Annotated in this window: 18 protein-coding genes; 8 read left to right on the forward strand and 10 right to left on the reverse strand. The window is 73.3% G+C overall.

All coding sequences use genetic code 11. The features are described 5' to 3' along the window. Positions 1-42 precede the first annotated feature (42 nt). The 3 genes from AC07EG_RS38925 to AC07EG_RS38935 are packed head-to-tail and all read right to left on the reverse strand — an operon-like array spanning position 43 to position 1,880. Positions 43-687: a VOC family protein gene (locus tag AC07EG_RS38925; protein WP_478258303.1), complete on the reverse strand. Its 645-nt coding sequence runs from the start codon at positions 685-687 to the stop codon at positions 43-45. Positions 688-726: 39 nt separating this feature from the next. Then, a complete protein-coding gene (locus AC07EG_RS38930) occupies positions 727-1,491 on the reverse strand; it encodes a maleylpyruvate isomerase family mycothiol-dependent enzyme (protein ID WP_478258304.1) in 765 nt (254 codons plus the stop codon). Further along, positions 1,491-1,880: an SAV_6107 family HEPN domain-containing protein gene (locus tag AC07EG_RS38935; protein ID WP_478258305.1), complete on the reverse strand. Its 390-nt coding sequence runs from the start codon at positions 1,878-1,880 to the stop codon at positions 1,491-1,493. The genes AC07EG_RS38930 and AC07EG_RS38935 overlap by 1 nt, the downstream gene beginning before the upstream one ends. 243 nt (positions 1,881-2,123) lie before the next feature. Between AC07EG_RS38935 and AC07EG_RS38940 the strand changes: the two genes are divergently transcribed. From AC07EG_RS38940 to AC07EG_RS38950, 3 genes are all read left to right on the forward strand, one after another. After that, positions 2,124-2,642 carry a YbaK/EbsC family protein gene (locus tag AC07EG_RS38940; RefSeq protein WP_478258306.1) on the forward strand — a complete coding sequence of 173 codons (519 nt, stop codon included), beginning with the start codon at positions 2,124-2,126 and terminating at the stop codon, positions 2,640-2,642. Next, complete coding sequence (locus tag AC07EG_RS38945; RefSeq protein WP_478258307.1) at positions 2,639-3,217, forward strand: GNAT family N-acetyltransferase; 579 nt, start codon at positions 2,639-2,641, stop codon at positions 3,215-3,217. Before AC07EG_RS38940 ends, AC07EG_RS38945 begins: the two co-directional genes overlap by 4 nt. A 157-nt stretch (positions 3,218-3,374) precedes the next feature. Next, entirely contained in the window at positions 3,375-3,539 is a 165-nt protein-coding gene (locus AC07EG_RS38950) for a hypothetical protein (RefSeq protein WP_478258308.1), read from the forward strand. A gap of 36 nt (positions 3,540-3,575) precedes the next feature. Here AC07EG_RS38950 and AC07EG_RS38955 read toward each other — a convergent pair whose 3' ends face one another. Both AC07EG_RS38955 and AC07EG_RS38960 read right to left on the reverse strand, forming a co-directional pair. Beyond that, positions 3,576-4,475, reverse strand: coding sequence for a DMT family transporter (locus AC07EG_RS38955; protein WP_478258321.1), 900 nt, complete (start codon positions 4,473-4,475; stop codon positions 3,576-3,578). Between the two features lie 178 nt (positions 4,476-4,653). Beyond that, entirely contained in the window at positions 4,654-5,622 is a 969-nt protein-coding gene (locus AC07EG_RS38960) for a threonine ammonia-lyase (protein ID WP_478258309.1), read from the reverse strand. Positions 5,623-5,703: 81 nt separating this feature from the next. On the opposite strand from AC07EG_RS38960, the gene AC07EG_RS38965 reads away from it, so the two are divergent. After that, positions 5,704-6,597, forward strand: coding sequence for a LysR family transcriptional regulator (locus AC07EG_RS38965; RefSeq protein ID WP_478258310.1), 894 nt, complete (start codon positions 5,704-5,706; stop codon positions 6,595-6,597). Between the two features lie 12 nt (positions 6,598-6,609). Here the strand turns inward: AC07EG_RS38965 and AC07EG_RS38970 are convergent, their stop codons facing one another. From AC07EG_RS38970 to AC07EG_RS38990, 5 genes are all read right to left on the reverse strand, one after another. Beyond that, positions 6,610-8,283, reverse strand: coding sequence for a DUF885 domain-containing protein (locus AC07EG_RS38970; protein ID WP_478258311.1), 1,674 nt, complete (start codon positions 8,281-8,283; stop codon positions 6,610-6,612). A 41-nt stretch (positions 8,284-8,324) separates the two neighbouring features. Beyond that, entirely contained in the window at positions 8,325-9,209 is an 885-nt protein-coding gene (locus tag AC07EG_RS38975; protein WP_478258312.1) for a methylenetetrahydrofolate reductase, read from the reverse strand. A 62-nt stretch (positions 9,210-9,271) separates the two neighbouring features. Next, positions 9,272-9,580 carry an AzlD domain-containing protein gene (locus AC07EG_RS38980; RefSeq protein ID WP_478258313.1) on the reverse strand — a complete coding sequence of 103 codons (309 nt, stop codon included), beginning with the start codon at positions 9,578-9,580 and terminating at the stop codon, positions 9,272-9,274. Positions 9,581-9,662: 82 nt separating this feature from the next. Then, positions 9,663-9,803 carry a hypothetical protein gene (locus tag AC07EG_RS38985; RefSeq protein WP_478258314.1) on the reverse strand — a complete coding sequence of 47 codons (141 nt, stop codon included), beginning with the start codon at positions 9,801-9,803 and terminating at the stop codon, positions 9,663-9,665. 318 nt (positions 9,804-10,121) lie between these two features. After that, positions 10,122-10,799, reverse strand: coding sequence for an AzlC family ABC transporter permease (locus tag AC07EG_RS38990; RefSeq protein ID WP_478258315.1), 678 nt, complete (start codon positions 10,797-10,799; stop codon positions 10,122-10,124). A gap of 56 nt (positions 10,800-10,855) precedes the next feature. Here AC07EG_RS38990 and AC07EG_RS38995 point away from each other — a divergent pair, with 56 nt between their 5' ends. The 4 genes from AC07EG_RS38995 to AC07EG_RS39010 are packed head-to-tail and all read left to right on the forward strand — an operon-like array spanning position 10,856 to position 14,862. Beyond that, positions 10,856-11,416 (forward strand): CGNR zinc finger domain-containing protein, encoded by a 561-nt coding sequence (locus AC07EG_RS38995; protein WP_478258316.1) that lies wholly within the window; start codon positions 10,856-10,858, stop codon positions 11,414-11,416. A gap of 60 nt (positions 11,417-11,476) precedes the next feature. Continuing rightward, positions 11,477-12,568 (forward strand): polyprenyl synthetase family protein, encoded by a 1,092-nt coding sequence (locus tag AC07EG_RS39000; protein WP_478258317.1) that lies wholly within the window; start codon positions 11,477-11,479, stop codon positions 12,566-12,568. Beyond that, on the forward strand, positions 12,568-14,022 hold the full coding sequence (gene crtI / locus AC07EG_RS39005; protein WP_478258318.1) for a phytoene desaturase family protein: 1,455 nt from the start codon (positions 12,568-12,570) through the stop codon (positions 14,020-14,022). Before AC07EG_RS39000 ends, crtI begins: the two co-directional genes overlap by 1 nt. A 54-nt stretch (positions 14,023-14,076) precedes the next feature. After that, positions 14,077-14,862, forward strand: coding sequence for an LLM class F420-dependent oxidoreductase (locus tag AC07EG_RS39010; RefSeq protein ID WP_478258319.1), 786 nt, complete (start codon positions 14,077-14,079; stop codon positions 14,860-14,862). The last annotated feature ends 141 nt before the right edge of the window (positions 14,863-15,003 follow it).

Genomic DNA, 15,003 nt, shown 5'->3' on the forward strand with positions numbered 1-15,003 from the left:
CACGGTCCGCCCCGGTTGTTGCGGGTCTGGGGCGCGGGTGTTTCAGCCTTGGGAAACCACCCGGAACTCGTGGCCCAGCGGGTCCCGGCGCTCGCCCGGTTCGGGGCCGGTCACCTCGAAGCGCACCCTGTCCCCGACCTGCTTGGCATCCCCGTCGAGCAGCAGTTCCAGCCAGGGGCCGGTGCCGCCGGGGGACCGCAGGCCGAGTTGCACCGGGTGCCGTTGCCGGATGGGCCAGCCGGTGGTGGCCGACCAGAACTCTGCCAGCCGTTCGAACGCGGCCGGCTCGATGGGGCCGCCGTCGAGCACCACGGCGGCGAACGCGCCGGTTTCGCGGTACTCCGGGCGCGGCTCCAGCACGCAGAACTCGTTGCCGCCGGGATCGGCGAGCACCTCCCACGGCAGCGCACCGCGCTGGCCGATGTCCGCCCTGGCCGCCCCCAGCGCCAGCGCTTTGCCCACAATGGACGACTGGTGCGCGGCCGAGGCGCTGGCCAGGTCCAGGTGGATCCGGTTCTTCACCGTCTTCGGCACCGCGGATTCCTCGAAGGCCAGCGAGAAACCGCCCGAAGCGACCTCGACGCGACCGGGGCGGTCCACCGTGATCGGCCAGTCCACCAGGGCTGACCAGAACCCGGCGACCGCCCTCGGCCGCGCCACGTCGAACACCACCGCCGTCAACCCCATGCGGGGGACCCTAGCCCGATCCACTTCCCCATGGATCCGCTACCGGGTCGCCAGTCGCAGCAGGGCCCACAGCTGGGCGATCGCGTCGAAATCCCCGTGCTGGGTGACCGCGCCGTTGGGCAACCGGCCCCACAGCCAGAGGTAGACCGCCACCGGCGAACCGGTGACCTGGGCGTCGGCCCGGTCGGCCTCCGCCTCGGTGCAGCGCCAGGCGTGGGTCTCCCCCGGCCCGGCCCTGGCGAACCAGCTGTGGTCGCCGGTGCGCACCGCCACCGTGGCCTCCCTGGTGCCGGACAGGCCCAGTTCGTAGAGCCGGTGCCCGAACCACAGCCGGAGCACCTCGTCCACCCCGTCGAGGGCGAGGTCCTCCCCGATGTGCCCGCGCTCCCGCCCGGCGGCCTCCTCCAGGTCCACCCGGTGGACCGTGGTCTCGTGCGCCACCCGGCGCCGCCAGAAGCCGTAGGTCTCGTCCTCGGGCCACCAGGTCGAGGCCCATTCACCGGGCGGGTGGGCGACCAGCCGGGCGTGCAGCTCACGCAGCCCGGTGCGCAGGTACTCCTCGGTCGTCTGCTCCTCGGCGGGCTCGCGCTGCCAGTGCTCCGGGGGCTCCCCGGCGTCCAGCCGCGCGCTCACCACCCGGAACACACTGCCGACGTGCCGCAGCAGCCCGTCGGTGGTGAAGCCGGGGCAGGAGGGCACCGGCGCGTCCGGTGCGGTCGTGCGCGCGAGCTCGCTCAGCGACTCGCCCTCGGTGGCGATCACGTCCGGCAACCGGCCGGGATCGACGAGGTCGTGCCACCACATCAACTGTCCCCGTGCACGGCCTGGCGAGCCAGCTCGAGGAACTGCGCGCTCCGCTCGAACAGTTCGTCCGCGGTTTCGCGGCTCGGCCGCTTGCTGGTGCCGGCCAGCAGGGCGGCCTGGAGCGCGGAGTTGGCGGCGAAGAACAGCGCCCACTCCTTCATCTCGGGCACGGCCGCCTCCAGCAGCACCCAGACGCTGGCCGGTTTGGCCCGGCCCCGGTGCGGGCGCCCACGCGCAGCGACCACCGCGGCGGCCGACTTGTGCGCGGTCAGGTAGGCCGCCATGAACCGCTCGGCGGGCTCGGTCTCACGGGCGGCCTCGGTCAGCGCCCGCCGGGCCCTGGCGAGCAGCGAGACCGCGGCGGGCGGCGCCGGGGGCCGCAGGGACATCGGCAGCATCGTCTGAGCAGCACACACCCGTGATGTGATCGCTGAGGACATAACGACAGCCTTTCGCTTTCGCGGACGGCACCCGGCGACGAAGCGCTTCCCCCGCCCCGCCGCCGGGTGCCTGTCCGGCGGGCGCCCACCGGACGTCGAACGTATGTTCGATATCCACATTAGCCCCTGCCCGGCGTTTCGCCAAGTGCCACCCCCTGCGCCGGTCGGGGGGCTCGTGATCTGATGGACGGCATGAGCACCGAACACCCCGCGATCGCCAAGGTGGCGGCCGCGCTCGCCGGAGCGGGCCTGCCCCACGCCGCCGAGGGCATCCGGGTCCTGCCCGCCGAAGTCCGCACCGCCGCGCAGGCCGCCGAAGCACTCGGCGTGCCGGTCGGCGCGATCGCCAACAGCCTGGTGTTCCGCGCCACCCACGCCGGGGGTGACCAGCCGCTGCTCGCGCTGACCTCCGGCGCCCACCGCGCGGACCCCGCCACGCTCGCCGAGCTGTCCGGCGCCACGGCCGTGAGCAAGGCCGATCCCGCCTTCGTCAAGCAGCACACCGGGCAGGTGATCGGCGGGGTGGCGCCGGTCGGGCACCCGGCGAAGCTGACCACGCTGGTGGACACCGCGCTCGAGGCCCACGAGGTGGTGTGGGCCGCCGCCGGGCACGCGAAGGCCGTGTTCCCCACCACCTACGCCGAACTGCTCGCGCTCACCGGGGGCCGTGCGGGCGCGCTGGCCGGCGCGCGGGAGAATGCACACCCGTGACCGCGACCTCTTCCGGCTACACCCGGTTCGCCCGCCTTTCGCAGGCGGAGTTCCGGGCGCGGCTCCCCGAAGCGCTCGACATCTACGTCAGCGCGATGCGGTACCCCGACGGCACCGCCGAGCAACGCGCCCCGATGTGGCTGACCCACGCGCTGCGCGAGGGCTGGCGCTGCATCGCCGCGCTGGACGCGGAGAACACCCTGCTCGGGCTGGCCTACGGCTACCGGGGCAGCGTGGGGCAGTGGTGGCACGAGCAGGTGCGGCGCGGGCTGCTGCAGCGCGGCGGCCAGGAGGCCGCCGAGCAGTGGCTCGGCGACTACTTCGAGCTCACCGAGATCCACGTGCGCCCGGACCAGCAGGGCGCGGGCATCGGCGAGGACCTGCTGCGCCGCCTGCTCGACGGGGTGGAGAACGGGCGGGTGCTGCTGTCCACCCCGGAGGGCACCAGCCGGGCGTGGAAGCTCTACCGCCGCGTCGGTTTTGTCGACGTGCTGCGGGACTACTACTTCGCCGGTGATCCGCGGGCGTTCGCCATTCTCGGCCGCACACTGCCGCTGGAGCCGCCGCGGCAGTGATTCCGGCACACCCCGCCGTTCGACAGAAATTCGGTGACCGCCGCCACCGGTATTTCGGCGGGGCGCCCGCTCCGGAAGTGATTGTGTAACGTCGTGCGGCAGCACGACGACTCGTTGAGCGAATCGAATTGCCGCGCGAAGCCCGAGGGGGAAGAACATGCCCGAGCAATTCACCAGGTCGCTGCTCGCGCGCGGAACGGCGGGCGAGCGGCAGCGCGAGCGGGACCGCGCCGCCCGGCGCGAACCCGACCGCGACGACCAGGACCGGCTGAGCCGGGCGCTGCACTCGCTCGCCATCCAGGTCCGCCAGCTCAGGCGCTGACCGGGGCCCGGCCCGGCGGCCGGGCCCCGGCCGCGGTCAGCCCGCCCGCCGGAGCGAGGTCACCGCGAGCGCACCGACCAGCAGGGCGGCGCCCGCCCAGCCGGTCAGCCCCAGCCGCTCACCCAGCAGCAACGCCGCCAGCAGGGCGGCGACCAGCGGTTCCAGCAACGCGGCCAGGGCCGCGACCACCGGGTGCGCGGTGCGCAGGCCGCGGAAGTAGGCCGCGTAGGCCACCGCGGTCGGCACCACCGCCAGGAACAGCGCCGCGGCCACCACCGCGGGCCGCCAGTCCGCCACCAGCACCGGGCCGAGGCTCAGCGGCAGCAGCAGCACGCCACCGGCCAGGCAGCCGAAGGCGATCGTGGGCAGGGGGGCCAGCCCGGCCACCGGCCTGCCGTTGACCAGCGTCAACACCGCGAAACCGGCGCCGGCGACCAGGGCGCAGCCGAGCCCGCCGAGCAACCGGTCACCGGTGAGCACCCCGTCCGAGGACGAGGTCAGCAGCACCAGCCCCGCCAGCGCGATGGCCACCGCGACCAGGGTGCTCGCGGCGGGCAGCCGCCGGTCCCGGATGGTCGTGGCCGCCGCGACGAACACCGGCACGCTGCCGATCGTGGTCATCGTCGCCACGCTCACCGAGGTCAGCGCCACCGCGGCGAAGTAGCTCACCTGGAACACCGCGAGCAGGGCGCCGACGGACAGCAGGCGCACCACCACCGCCCGGCCGCGGGGCACCGCGCGCAATTGCCCGGTCACCGCCAGGTACAAAACGGCGCACAGCCCGCCGAACAACAACCGGCACCCGGCGACCCCCAGCGGGTGCAGATTTCCCTGCGCACCGAGAAATGAACCGGCGAGACCGCCGGTGCCCCAGAGAACACCCGCGGTAATCAACGCACCGGCGGCGCGTTCCCGGGCAGGCGCGATTACGGAAATGGACAAGTCGAACACGCTCCAACGTCGAAGGAACAGCGAATTCCGACGGGCGGGGCGAATTCGATCGTGAACAGCACGAGGTCGCCGTGCGGGAACCAGGTCACCGCACGGCCGCAGACGCCCCGCTCAGGGGCGTGGCGGGGAAACGGTGAGGAAGACCCGGTGCATGCGGGAGAACCTACCCGACCGCGGCCGGGCGGCCCATCGAATTGAGTTCCGCCTCACCCGCGTTGCCCCCGCTGCAGAGCACCGCCACCGACCGGCCGGCGAAGCGGTCGCGGTGGACCAGCAGGGCGGCGAGCGCGGCGGCACCGGCGCCTTCGGCCACGGTGTGCGCGGCCCGCAGGAAGAGCCGCTGCGCCTGCTCGATGGCGCGGTCCGCCACCAGCAGGAAGTCGGTGAGCCGGTCGCGCAGGAGTTCCTGGGTGAGCGCGAAGCCGGAGCCGGTCGCCAGGCCCTCGGCGGTGGTCCGGTTCGGCCGGTCGACCAGTTCCCCCGCCCGCCAGGAGTCGTGGGCGGCCGGGGCCGCCGCCGACTGGACCGCGATGACCTCGCACCCCGGGGCCAGTGCCGCCGCGACCAGGGTGGCCGCGGCGGCCCCGGTGCCGCTGCCGACCGGGACCAGCACCACGTCGAGCCCGGGTTCGGCGTCGAAGAGTTCGAGGTAGGCGGTGGCGACCCCGGCGATGATCGCCGGCTCGTTGGCCGCGCTGACCAGCCGCAGTCCCCGTTCGGCGGCGAGCCGTTCCGCGTGCACGCGGGCCTGGTCGAACCGCTCGCCGTGTTCGACCAGTTCCGCGCCGAGGTCGCGCACCGCACGCGCCTTGACCGGGTTGGGCCGTTCCGGCATGACGATCGTGCACGGCACGCCGTGGTGCGCGGCGGCGTAGGCGAGCGACTGCGCGTGGTTTCCGGTCGAGTACCCGAGCACCCCGCGCGCCCGTTCCGCCGGGTCGAGCGTGGCGAGCAGGTGGAGGCCGCCGCGCACCTTGAACGCGCCGGTCGGCTGGACGTTCTCGTGCTTGACGAGCACCCGCGCGCCCGTGGCCGCGTCGAGCGCCGGATACGACGAGAGCGGGGTGGGCGCGAGCAGGGGCCGGAGGAGCTGTCGCGCCCGCAGCGCGTCGGTGATGGTCGGAAGCCGCATGGCCCCACCGTCGCAGCGGTTCACCCATAGGTCCAATGGAAATTTGTCAACAAATCATCGATGAGATCTATAGTTGGGTCCGTGTTCGATCTCGTCCGGTTGCGGGTGCTGGTGGCGGTCGCCAGGGAGGGTTCGGTGACCGCGGCGGCCGACGCGCTGCACTACGCGCAGCCGTCGGTGAGCCACCACCTGGCCCGCCTGGAAGCCGAAGCCGGGTTGCCGTTGCTGCAGCGGGCGGGGCGCGGCGTGCGGCTCACCGAGGCCGGGGCGCTGCTGGTCCGGCGTGCCGAGGAGATCCTGGGGCAGGTCGAGTCGGTGCGGGCGGAACTGGCCGCGCACGCCGGGCTCCGCACCGGCCGGGTGCGGCTGACGGCCTTCCCGACCGCGCTGGCGACGCTGGTGCCCGCGGCGGCGGCGTGGCTGGCCGCCGAGCACCCCGGCATCGAGCTGGCGCTCACCGAAGCCGAGCCGCCGGAAGCGCTGACCGCGCTGCGCAACGGTGACACCGACGTGGCGCTGGTGTTCGAGCACGGCGACTCGCCGGATCTGCGGAACGTGCGGATGACGCCGTTGCTGGAGGAACCGCTGTACGCGGTGACCGCCGCGAACCGCGAGTGGGCGGGGCCGCGGGACGAACTGGCCACCTACGCCGGGCAGCGGTGGATCGCGGGCTGCCCGCGGTGCCGCGCGCACCTGGCCGAAGCCTGCGGGGAAGCCGGGTTCCAGCCCGACATCACCTTCGAGACCGACGACTACGTCGCCGTGCAGGCGCTGGTCGCGGCCGGGCTGGGGGTGAGCACGCTGCCGGGGCTGGCCCTGCTCGCGAACCGGCACGCGGACGTGCGCGCGGACCGGCTCACCGGTCACCGGCGGCGCGTCCTGGTCGCCACCTACGGGAAACCGCCGGTCCCGCTGCCCGTCGACGCCCTCACCCGCGCGCTCACGGCCACCGCCACCGAACCGGGGTGGCCGTGAGCACGCGGCGGCTCAGTCGAGGTTGGCGAGCTGCTCGCGCAGCGTGTCCAGGCCCATGCCGCCGAGGGCCAGCGCCCGGCTGTGGAACTCCTTGATGTCGAACGCGTCGCCCTGGCGCGCCCGTGCGTCCTCGCGGGCGGCCAGCCACAGCCGCTCCCCGAGCTTGTACGAGGGCGCCTGCCCCGGCCAGCCCAGGTACCGGTCGATCTCGTCGTAGACGTGGGCGGCGTCGGTGACGGTCCGGTTCAGCATGAACTCCAGGCCGAGGTCCGGCGTCCACCGCTCCCCCGGGTGGAAGTCGCTGTCGGCCGGGATCTCCAGTTCCAGGTGCATGCCGATGTCCACGAGCACCCTGGCGGCGCGGAACAGTTGCTCCGAGAGCATGCCGAGCAGGTGCCCGTCGTCCTCCAGGTAACCGAGGTCCTGCATCAGCCGCTCGGAGTAGAGGGCCCAGCCCTCGGCGTGCCCGGAGGTGAAGGCGACCATGCGCTGGTACCTGTTCAGCGTGGCCGACTGGTACACCGCGGTGGCGATCTGCAGGTGGTGCCCCGGCGCGCCCTCGTGGTAGACGGTGCTCACCTCGCGCCAGGTGGTGAACTCGTCCTTGTCCTCGGGCAGCGACCACCACATCCGGCCGGGACGGCTGAAGTCCTCGGTCGGCGGGGTGTAGTAGGCCCCGACCCCGCCGCCGGGCGGCGCGATCTTGCACTCCAGCGCCATCAGCGCGTCGGGGATGTCGAAGTGCTTGCCCCGCAAGGACTTCAGCGCCTCGTCGGAGAGTTCCTGCATCCACGCCTCGAAGGCTTCCCGGCCGTGCACGCGGTAGCGCTCGTCGGCGTCGAGCACGGCCGCCGCCTCGGCCAGCGTCGCGCCCGGCTTGATCCGGCCGGCGACCGCCCGCATCTCGCCTTCCAGGCGCCGGAACTCCGCCCAGCCCCACTCGTACGCCTCACGCAGGTCCAGCCGCGCACCGACGAAGTAACGCGACCACAGCTGGTAGACCTCTTCGCCGACGGCGTCCTTCGTCGGGGCCAGCGGGGCCAGCTCGGCACGCAGGAAACCGGCGAGTTCGGCGTAGGCCTCCTCGGCGGCACGGGCGCCGCGTTCCAGTTCCGGGGTGCGCTCGGGAGCGCCCTCGATCAGCGTGCTGAAGTAACCCTTCTTGCCGTGCAGCCCGGCCCAGGTCTCCGCCTGCTCGGCGACCTTGCTCACCTGGCGCAGCGCGGCCACCCGGCCGGCGTCGGCCGCGGCCAGCAGCGAGGTCCGCAGGCCGTCCAGGCACTCCGGCACCCCGGCCATGCGGGTGGCGATGACCTGCCAGTCCTCGGCGGTGCCGGTCGGCATCAGGTCGAAGACCATGCGCAGGTCCTGCACCGGGCTCGCGATCACGTTCAGCGCGGACGAGTCCAGCCCCGCCTCGTGGATCTCGAGCTCCAGCCCGATCCGCTCGAGGAAGACCGCCTTCGCCGCGCGCTCGCCGTCGTCGGCGGGTTCGGCGGCGCGGACCGCCTCCAGCGCCCGGCGGGCCAGCGCCGCCCTGGCGGTGTACCCGGCGGGCGAGTAGTCGGTCAGCTTGTCGTCGTGGCCGGAGATGCCGAACACCGTCGCGGCGACCGGGTCGGCGGCGGCCAGGTCGTCGACGTACCGATCGCAGATCGCGTGCACGCCCTGTTCAGTGGAAACCATGAGCCGCACGCTACCTGCCGGGAGCGGGGCCCGGCAGCCGATTACGCGCGGGCCGGGACCAGGCCCAGCCTGCTCACCACCTCGCGGGTCGCCTTGGACCGGTTGAAGGTGTAGAAGTGCAGGTCCGGCACGCCTTCGGCGATGAGCCGCTCGCACAGTTCGGTGACCACGTCGAGGCCCTCGGCGCGGAAGGCGGCCGAGTCGCCCTCGAGCGGGGTGAGCCGGTCGAGCAGGCTGCGCGGCGCCGAGGCACCGGACAGCTCGATGGTCTTGCGCAGGGTCCGCGGGGTGGTCAGCGGCATGATGCCGGGGATCATCAGCGCGTCCGAACCGGCGGCGGCCACCCGGTCGCGCAGGCGCAGGAAGTCCTCGGCCTCGAAGAACAGCTGGGCGATGGCGAAGTCGGCGCCCGCGTTGAACTTCCGCACCAGGTAGCGGGTGTCCTCGCCGAGGTCGGCCGAGCGCGGGTGGCCGTAGGGGAAGGCGGAGACGCCGACGCAGAAGTCGCCGAGCGAACGCACCAGCTCGACCAGTTCCTCGGCGTAGTTCAGCCCGTCCGGGTGCGGGATCCACTCGCCGTACGGGTCGCCGGGCGGGTCGCCGCGCAGGGCCAGCACGTTGCGCACGCCGACGGCGGCGTACCAGCCGATCACGTTGCGCAGTTCGGCCACCGAGTGGTTGACCGCGGTCAGGTGCGCCATCGGCACCAGCGTGGTCTCCGTGGCGACCCTGGCGATGCTGCGGATGGTGCCGTCGCGGCTGGTGCCACCGGCGCCGTAGGTGATCGACATGTAGGCCGGGTCGAAGCCCTCCAGTTCCCGGATCGACCGCCACAGGATCGCCTCGTCGGCGTCGTCACGGGGCGGGAAGAACTCCACCGAGAACACGGTTTCGTTGCCGCGCAGCCGTTCCACCACCGAGGTCATGATGGTCATGCTAGTGGCCGGAGTCCGCTGGGCGGGACCTGCCTCCCGGGTGATGGAACCAATCAGAGCAGCCAGCGCAGCCCAGCGGTGACCACCACGGCCAGCGCGATGGACGGCAGGGCGGGCAGTCTCAGCAGATAGGCGCCACCGGCCACGCCCAGCCCGGCGCACAGCCGCCAGTCGAAGGCCGACCAGCCCGCCCCGGTCACGTCGGTGACCACCAGCCCGGCGAGCAACGCCGGCGCCAGCGCGGCGATCACCTTCGACGCCCACGGGGGCAGCGCGCGGTCCCCGAGCAGCGCCGGACCGGCCGCCTTGATCGCCACGCTGACCGCGGCCACCAGCAGGATGCTCACCCAGAGTTCGCTCATGTCGCCCTCCGCGGGCCCAGGAACGCGGCAGCCGAGCCGATGGTGGCCGCACCGCCCGGCAACACGCCGCTCACCACCCCACTCACGCCGCGGCCCTCCACGAGCGCAGCCCCCGCAGCGCGGCGGCAGCCGAGCCGACGATCGCCAACAGGAGGCAGGTCACCCACGCGGCCGCCCTCCGCGAGCGCAGGCCGAGCAGCGCAGCGGCCGAACCGACGATCACCAGCGGAAAGCACCTCACTCATGCCGCCCCCCTCCGCGAGCGCAAGCCGAGCAGCGCAGCGGCCGAACCGACGATCACCAGCGGAAAGCACCTCACTCATGCCGTCCCCCTCCGCGAGCGCAGGCCGAGCAGCGCAGCGGCCGAACCGACGATCACCAGCGGGAAGCACCTCACTCATGCCGCCCCCCTCCGCGAGCGCAGGCCGAACAGAGCGGCGGCGACCGGGCCGGTGATTGCCAAGCCGACCACCAGCGGAAAACACCTCACTCGTGTCGCCCTCCCTGAGCGCAGCGATGGCCAAAGCGGGAAGCACCTCACTCATGCCGCCGCCCTCCGCGAGCGCAGGCCGAGCAGCGCAGCCGCGGCCGAGCCGACGATGGCCAGGCCGACCGGCAGGACCAGCGCCAGTCCGGCGGCCAGCACCACGGCCAGCGCCGCCACCTCGCGGGCGGCGGGTTCCTTGCGCAGCTCGTCGATCAGCAGCAGCAGGAAGAAGCCGGGGAAGACCACGTCCAGGCCGAACCGGTGGACCACGTCGGCGGGGGGCGCGACCAGCACGCCGGCGAGCGTGCCGAGCACCCACGCCGGGAACTGCACCAGCGTGCCGCCGATCATCTTTTCCCGGTCGAACCGGCCACCGCCCAGGTGCGCGGCGGCCCAGGAGGCGTCCACCACGGCCTGTCCCTCCAGCGCCCGCCGCCACCGGCCGCCCTTGAAGTCGCCCGCCGCGGCCACGCCCATCGGCAGGAAGCGCGCGTTGATCAGCGCCGCCGCGCCCACCGCCACCCCGATGCCGCCGTCCCCGGCCAGCGCGGCGGCCATCGCGAACTGCGCCGAACCGGAGAACACCAGCACCGAGCAGGCGATCGGGGCGAGCACCCCCCAGCCGAGCGACTGGGTGAGCGCGCCGAAGGTCAGCCCGAGCACCGCGGTCGCGGTGGCGAAACCGGCGCCGACCCGGATGCCGGCGGCATATCCGCTCGTTGTCACCGTCATTATCCGAATCTAACAGGCTAATCGAAGTTAGACCATGAGAGCCTAAGCTGGAGACCATGGCGGACAGCTGGCGCGGGTACCACCTGGCGGGTGGGCACCTGGCGCTCGACCTGGTCAACACGGTGTCGTGGCGGGGTGACCCGCCCCGGCGCCTCGACCGGCTGGACCTGCCCGGTTTTTTCCCGGACTGGCTGGCGCGGACCGGGCTGGCGCACCTCGACGGCGACCTGTCCGCCGTCCTCCCCGAGGTCCGGGAACTGCGGGAGCTGCTCTACGCGCTGCTCGCCGACGGCGACCCCGCACAGGCGGATCTCGACCGCTTCGGCGAACTGCTCACCACCGCGCACACGCGGGCGAAAGCGGAACCGTCGCTGCCCGTGCGGTGGTCGGTGCCGGTCGAGTCACCCGGCGACCTCGTTCCGGCGCTGGTGCTCCGGGCCGACGAACTGCTCCGCTCCCCCGAAACGGCGAACATCCGCCAGTGCGCCGGCCGGGGCTGCGCCTGGCTGTTCATCGACAGCACCCGCAACCACTCCCGCCGGTGGTGCCGGTCGGACGACTGCGGCAACCGCGAACGCGCCAGGCGGCACTACCAGCGGACCCGCGAACCCGTTTGATTCACCACATCTGACCACCCCGGCTGGGCGTCCGTCCGGGTGAACCCCGACGATGTAGGCATGAGCGAGCCGGGCTTCGACACCGATTTCCCCGCCCACGTCGAGCGCGCGCTCGCGGGCTTCCTGCGGGAGGCGGGCGACCCGATCCGCGAAATCGAACCGAGCACCGGTCCCGGCGTGGACGCGCTCAGCGAGTTCGTGCTCGGCGGCGGCAAGCGGTTGCGGCCGACCTTCGCCTGGTGGGGCTGGCGCGGTGCGGGCGGTGACCCGGCCGGGCCGGACGCCGAAGGGGTGCTGCAGGCGGTGTCCAGCCTGGAACTGGTGCAGGCGTGCGCGTTGATCCACGACGACCTGATGGACTCGTCCGACTCCCGGCGCGGTTCGCCGACCGTGCACGTGGCCTTCGCCAAGCGCCACGCCGACCACGGCTGGCTCGGTTCCGCGGCCGGTTTCGGCCAGGCCGCCGCCGTGCTGCTCGGCGACCTCGCACTGGCGTGGGCCGACGACATGTTCGCCGGTGCCCCGCTGCCCGCCGCCACCCTGGCCGCCGCCCGCCCGGCCTGGCGCGCGATGCGCACCGAGGTGCTGGCCGGGCAGTACCTGGACGTGCACACCCAGGCCACCGGGGACGCCTCCCCCGAGGCCGCGTTGCGCATCGACCGGCTGAAGACCGCCGCCTACACCGTGCAGCGGCCGCTGCACCTCGGCGCCGCGCTGGCCGGCGCGGACGACCGGCTGATCGGCACCCTGCTCGCCTTCGGGCGCGACCTCGGCGTCGCCTTCCAGCTGCGCGACGACCTGCTCGGCGTGTTCGGCGACCCGTCGGTGACCGGCAAGCCCGCCGGGGACGACCTGCGCGAGGGCAAGCGGACCCTGCTGCTCGCGCTCGGCATGGAACTGGCGGACGCGCAGGGCCGCCGGGCCGACGCGACGGTGATCGCCGACGCGGTCGGCGACAAGGACCTCACCGAGGAAGCGGTCACCGAAGTGCGTGCGGCGCTCACCGGCGTCGGCGCGGCGGCCGCGGTCGAACGCCGCATCGACGACCTCACCACCGCGGCGCTGGGCTCGCTCGACGCCGCCGAACTCGCCGAACCGGCCGCCACCCGGCTGCGGGAACTGGCGGTCCACGCCACGCAGAGGAAGTACTAGTGACGAACCACGTCGTCGTGGTCGGCGCCGGGCTCGCCGGCCTGTCCGCCGCGCTGCACCTGCTGGGTTCCGGCCGCGAGGTCACCGTCGTCGAACAGGACGAGCGCCCCGGCGGGCGCGCCGGGCAGGCCACGCGCGACGGCTACCACTTCGACACCGGCGCCAGCGTGCTCACCATGCCGGAGCTGCTCGACGAGACCTTCGCCGCGGTCGGGGAGTCCACTTCGGACCACCTGCGGCTGGTCCGGCTGGATCCGGCGTACCGCGCGCACTTCGCCGACGGCAGCACGCTCGCCCTGCACACCGATGCCGAAGCGATGGAGTCGGCGATCCGCGCGTTCGCCGGTCCGGCGGAAGCCGAGGGCTACCGACGCCTGCGCACCTGGCTGACCGAGCTGTACACCGCGCAGCGGGACCACTTCATCGGCGCGAACTTCGACTCACCACTCGACCTGGTGCGCCCGGAACTGGTGAAGCTGGCCGCGCTCGGCGGGTTCGGCAGGCTCGGCCCCCGGATCGGCCGGTACCTGCGCGACGAGCGCGTGCGGCGGCTGTTCTCCTTCCAGTCGCTCTACGCCGGGCTGGACCCGATGCGGGCGATCGCGGCGTACGGCGTCATCTCCTACATGGACACCGTGGCCGGCGTCTACTACCCTGTCGGCGGCATCGGCAAGGTCGCCGAGGCGATGGCCGGTGCCGCGGAGAAGGCCGGGGCCCGGCTCAAGTTCGGCACGCACGTGGCCTGGCTGGAGCGCCGCGGGTCGCGGGTGGACGCCGTGCGCACCAGCGCCGGTGAGCGCATCCCGTGTGACGCGGTGGTGCTGGCCACCGAGCTGACCTCGGCGTACCAGCTGCTCGGGGCGCGCCCGCGCCGCCCGCTGCCGCTGCGGTACTCGCCGTCGGCGGTGGTGCTGCTGGGGCACACCGGCCGGTCGTGGCGGGAACTGGACCACCACACCATCTTCTTCGGCGGCGCCTGGGCACGGACCTTCCGCGAGATCATCCGGGAGGGCGGGCTGATGAGCGATCCGTCGCTGCTGGTCACCCGGCCCACCGCCACCGACCCGTCGCTCGCCCCGGCCGGGCGCGAGGTGGTCTCGGTGCTGGCGCCCGCGCCGAACCTGCACGCCGGCCCGGTCGACTGGGCCCGCGTCGGCCCGGCCTACCGCGAGGAACTGGTGCGCACGCTGGAAAACCGCGGGCTGCACGGGTTCGGGGAGGAGTTCGAGGTGGTGGAGGCGGTGACCCCGGCCGACTGGGCGGCACGCGGACTGGGGGCGGGCACGCCGTTCTCGCTGGCGCACACCTTCACGCAGACCGGGCCGTTCCGGCCGCGGAACCTGCTGCGCGGCATCGAGAACGCGGCGCTGGCCGGGTGCGGGACCACCCCGGGCGTCGGCATCCCGCCGGTGCTCGTCTCCGGGCAGCTCGCCGCCGCCAGGATCACCGCGTGAGCTGGAGTTACTTCACCAGGCGGAAGGCCGGTCACCGGCGATAGTGTCGGTTGCATGACGACACCAAACCGGCCGATCCGGGTCGGAGTTCAGATCCAGCCGCAGCACGCCGACTACGCCACCATCCGCCGGGCCGCGTCCGAGGCCGAGGATCTCGGCGTCGACATCGCCTTCAACTGGGACCACTTCTACCCGTTGTTCGGCGAGCCCGAAGGCAAGCACTACGAGTGCTGGACCATGCTCGGCGCCTGGGCCGAGTCCACCTCACGGGTGGAGATCGGCGCACTGGTCACCTGCAACAGCTACCGCAACCCCGAACTGCTCGCCGACATGGCGCGCACGGTGGACAACATCAGCGACGGCAGGCTGATCCTCGGCATCGGCTCCGGCTGGTTCGAGAAGGACTACACCGAATACGGCTACGAGTTCGGCACCGCCGGCGGCAGGCTGAACGACCTCGGCGAGGCGCTGCCGCGGATCGAGGCGCGGCTGGGCAAGCTGAACCCGCAGCCGGTGCGCAAGATCCCGGTGCTGATCGGCGGTGGCGGCGAGAAGAAGACGCTGCGCCTGGTGGCCAAGCACGCCGACATCTGGCACGGCTTCGGCGACCCCGAGGTGGTCGAGCGCAAGGTGCGCGTGCTCGACCAGCACTGCGCCGACGTCGGCCGCGACCCGGCGGAGATCGAGCGCTCGGTCTCCGTGGACAGCGAGCCGAGCGAACTGGGCCCGAAGCTGCTGGAGCGCGGGGTCTCGCTGTTCACCATCGGGGTGAGCGGTCCCGAGTACGACTTCTCCCTGCTGCGCCAGTGGGTCGAATGGCGGGACAAGACCAACGGCTGAGGCACCGGTGGGGGGGTTCCCCCCGGGGGGAAAACCCCCCCCCTCCGTTTCCTCTCTGCGCCCCCCCCAGGTTCTCCCTGGTCGCCCCCCCCTTCCGTCCCCCCCTCCCCCGTCCAAGAACCCACCCACCCACCTCCGCTC

This window comes from Amycolatopsis sp. NPDC045836, assembly GCF_056431745.1.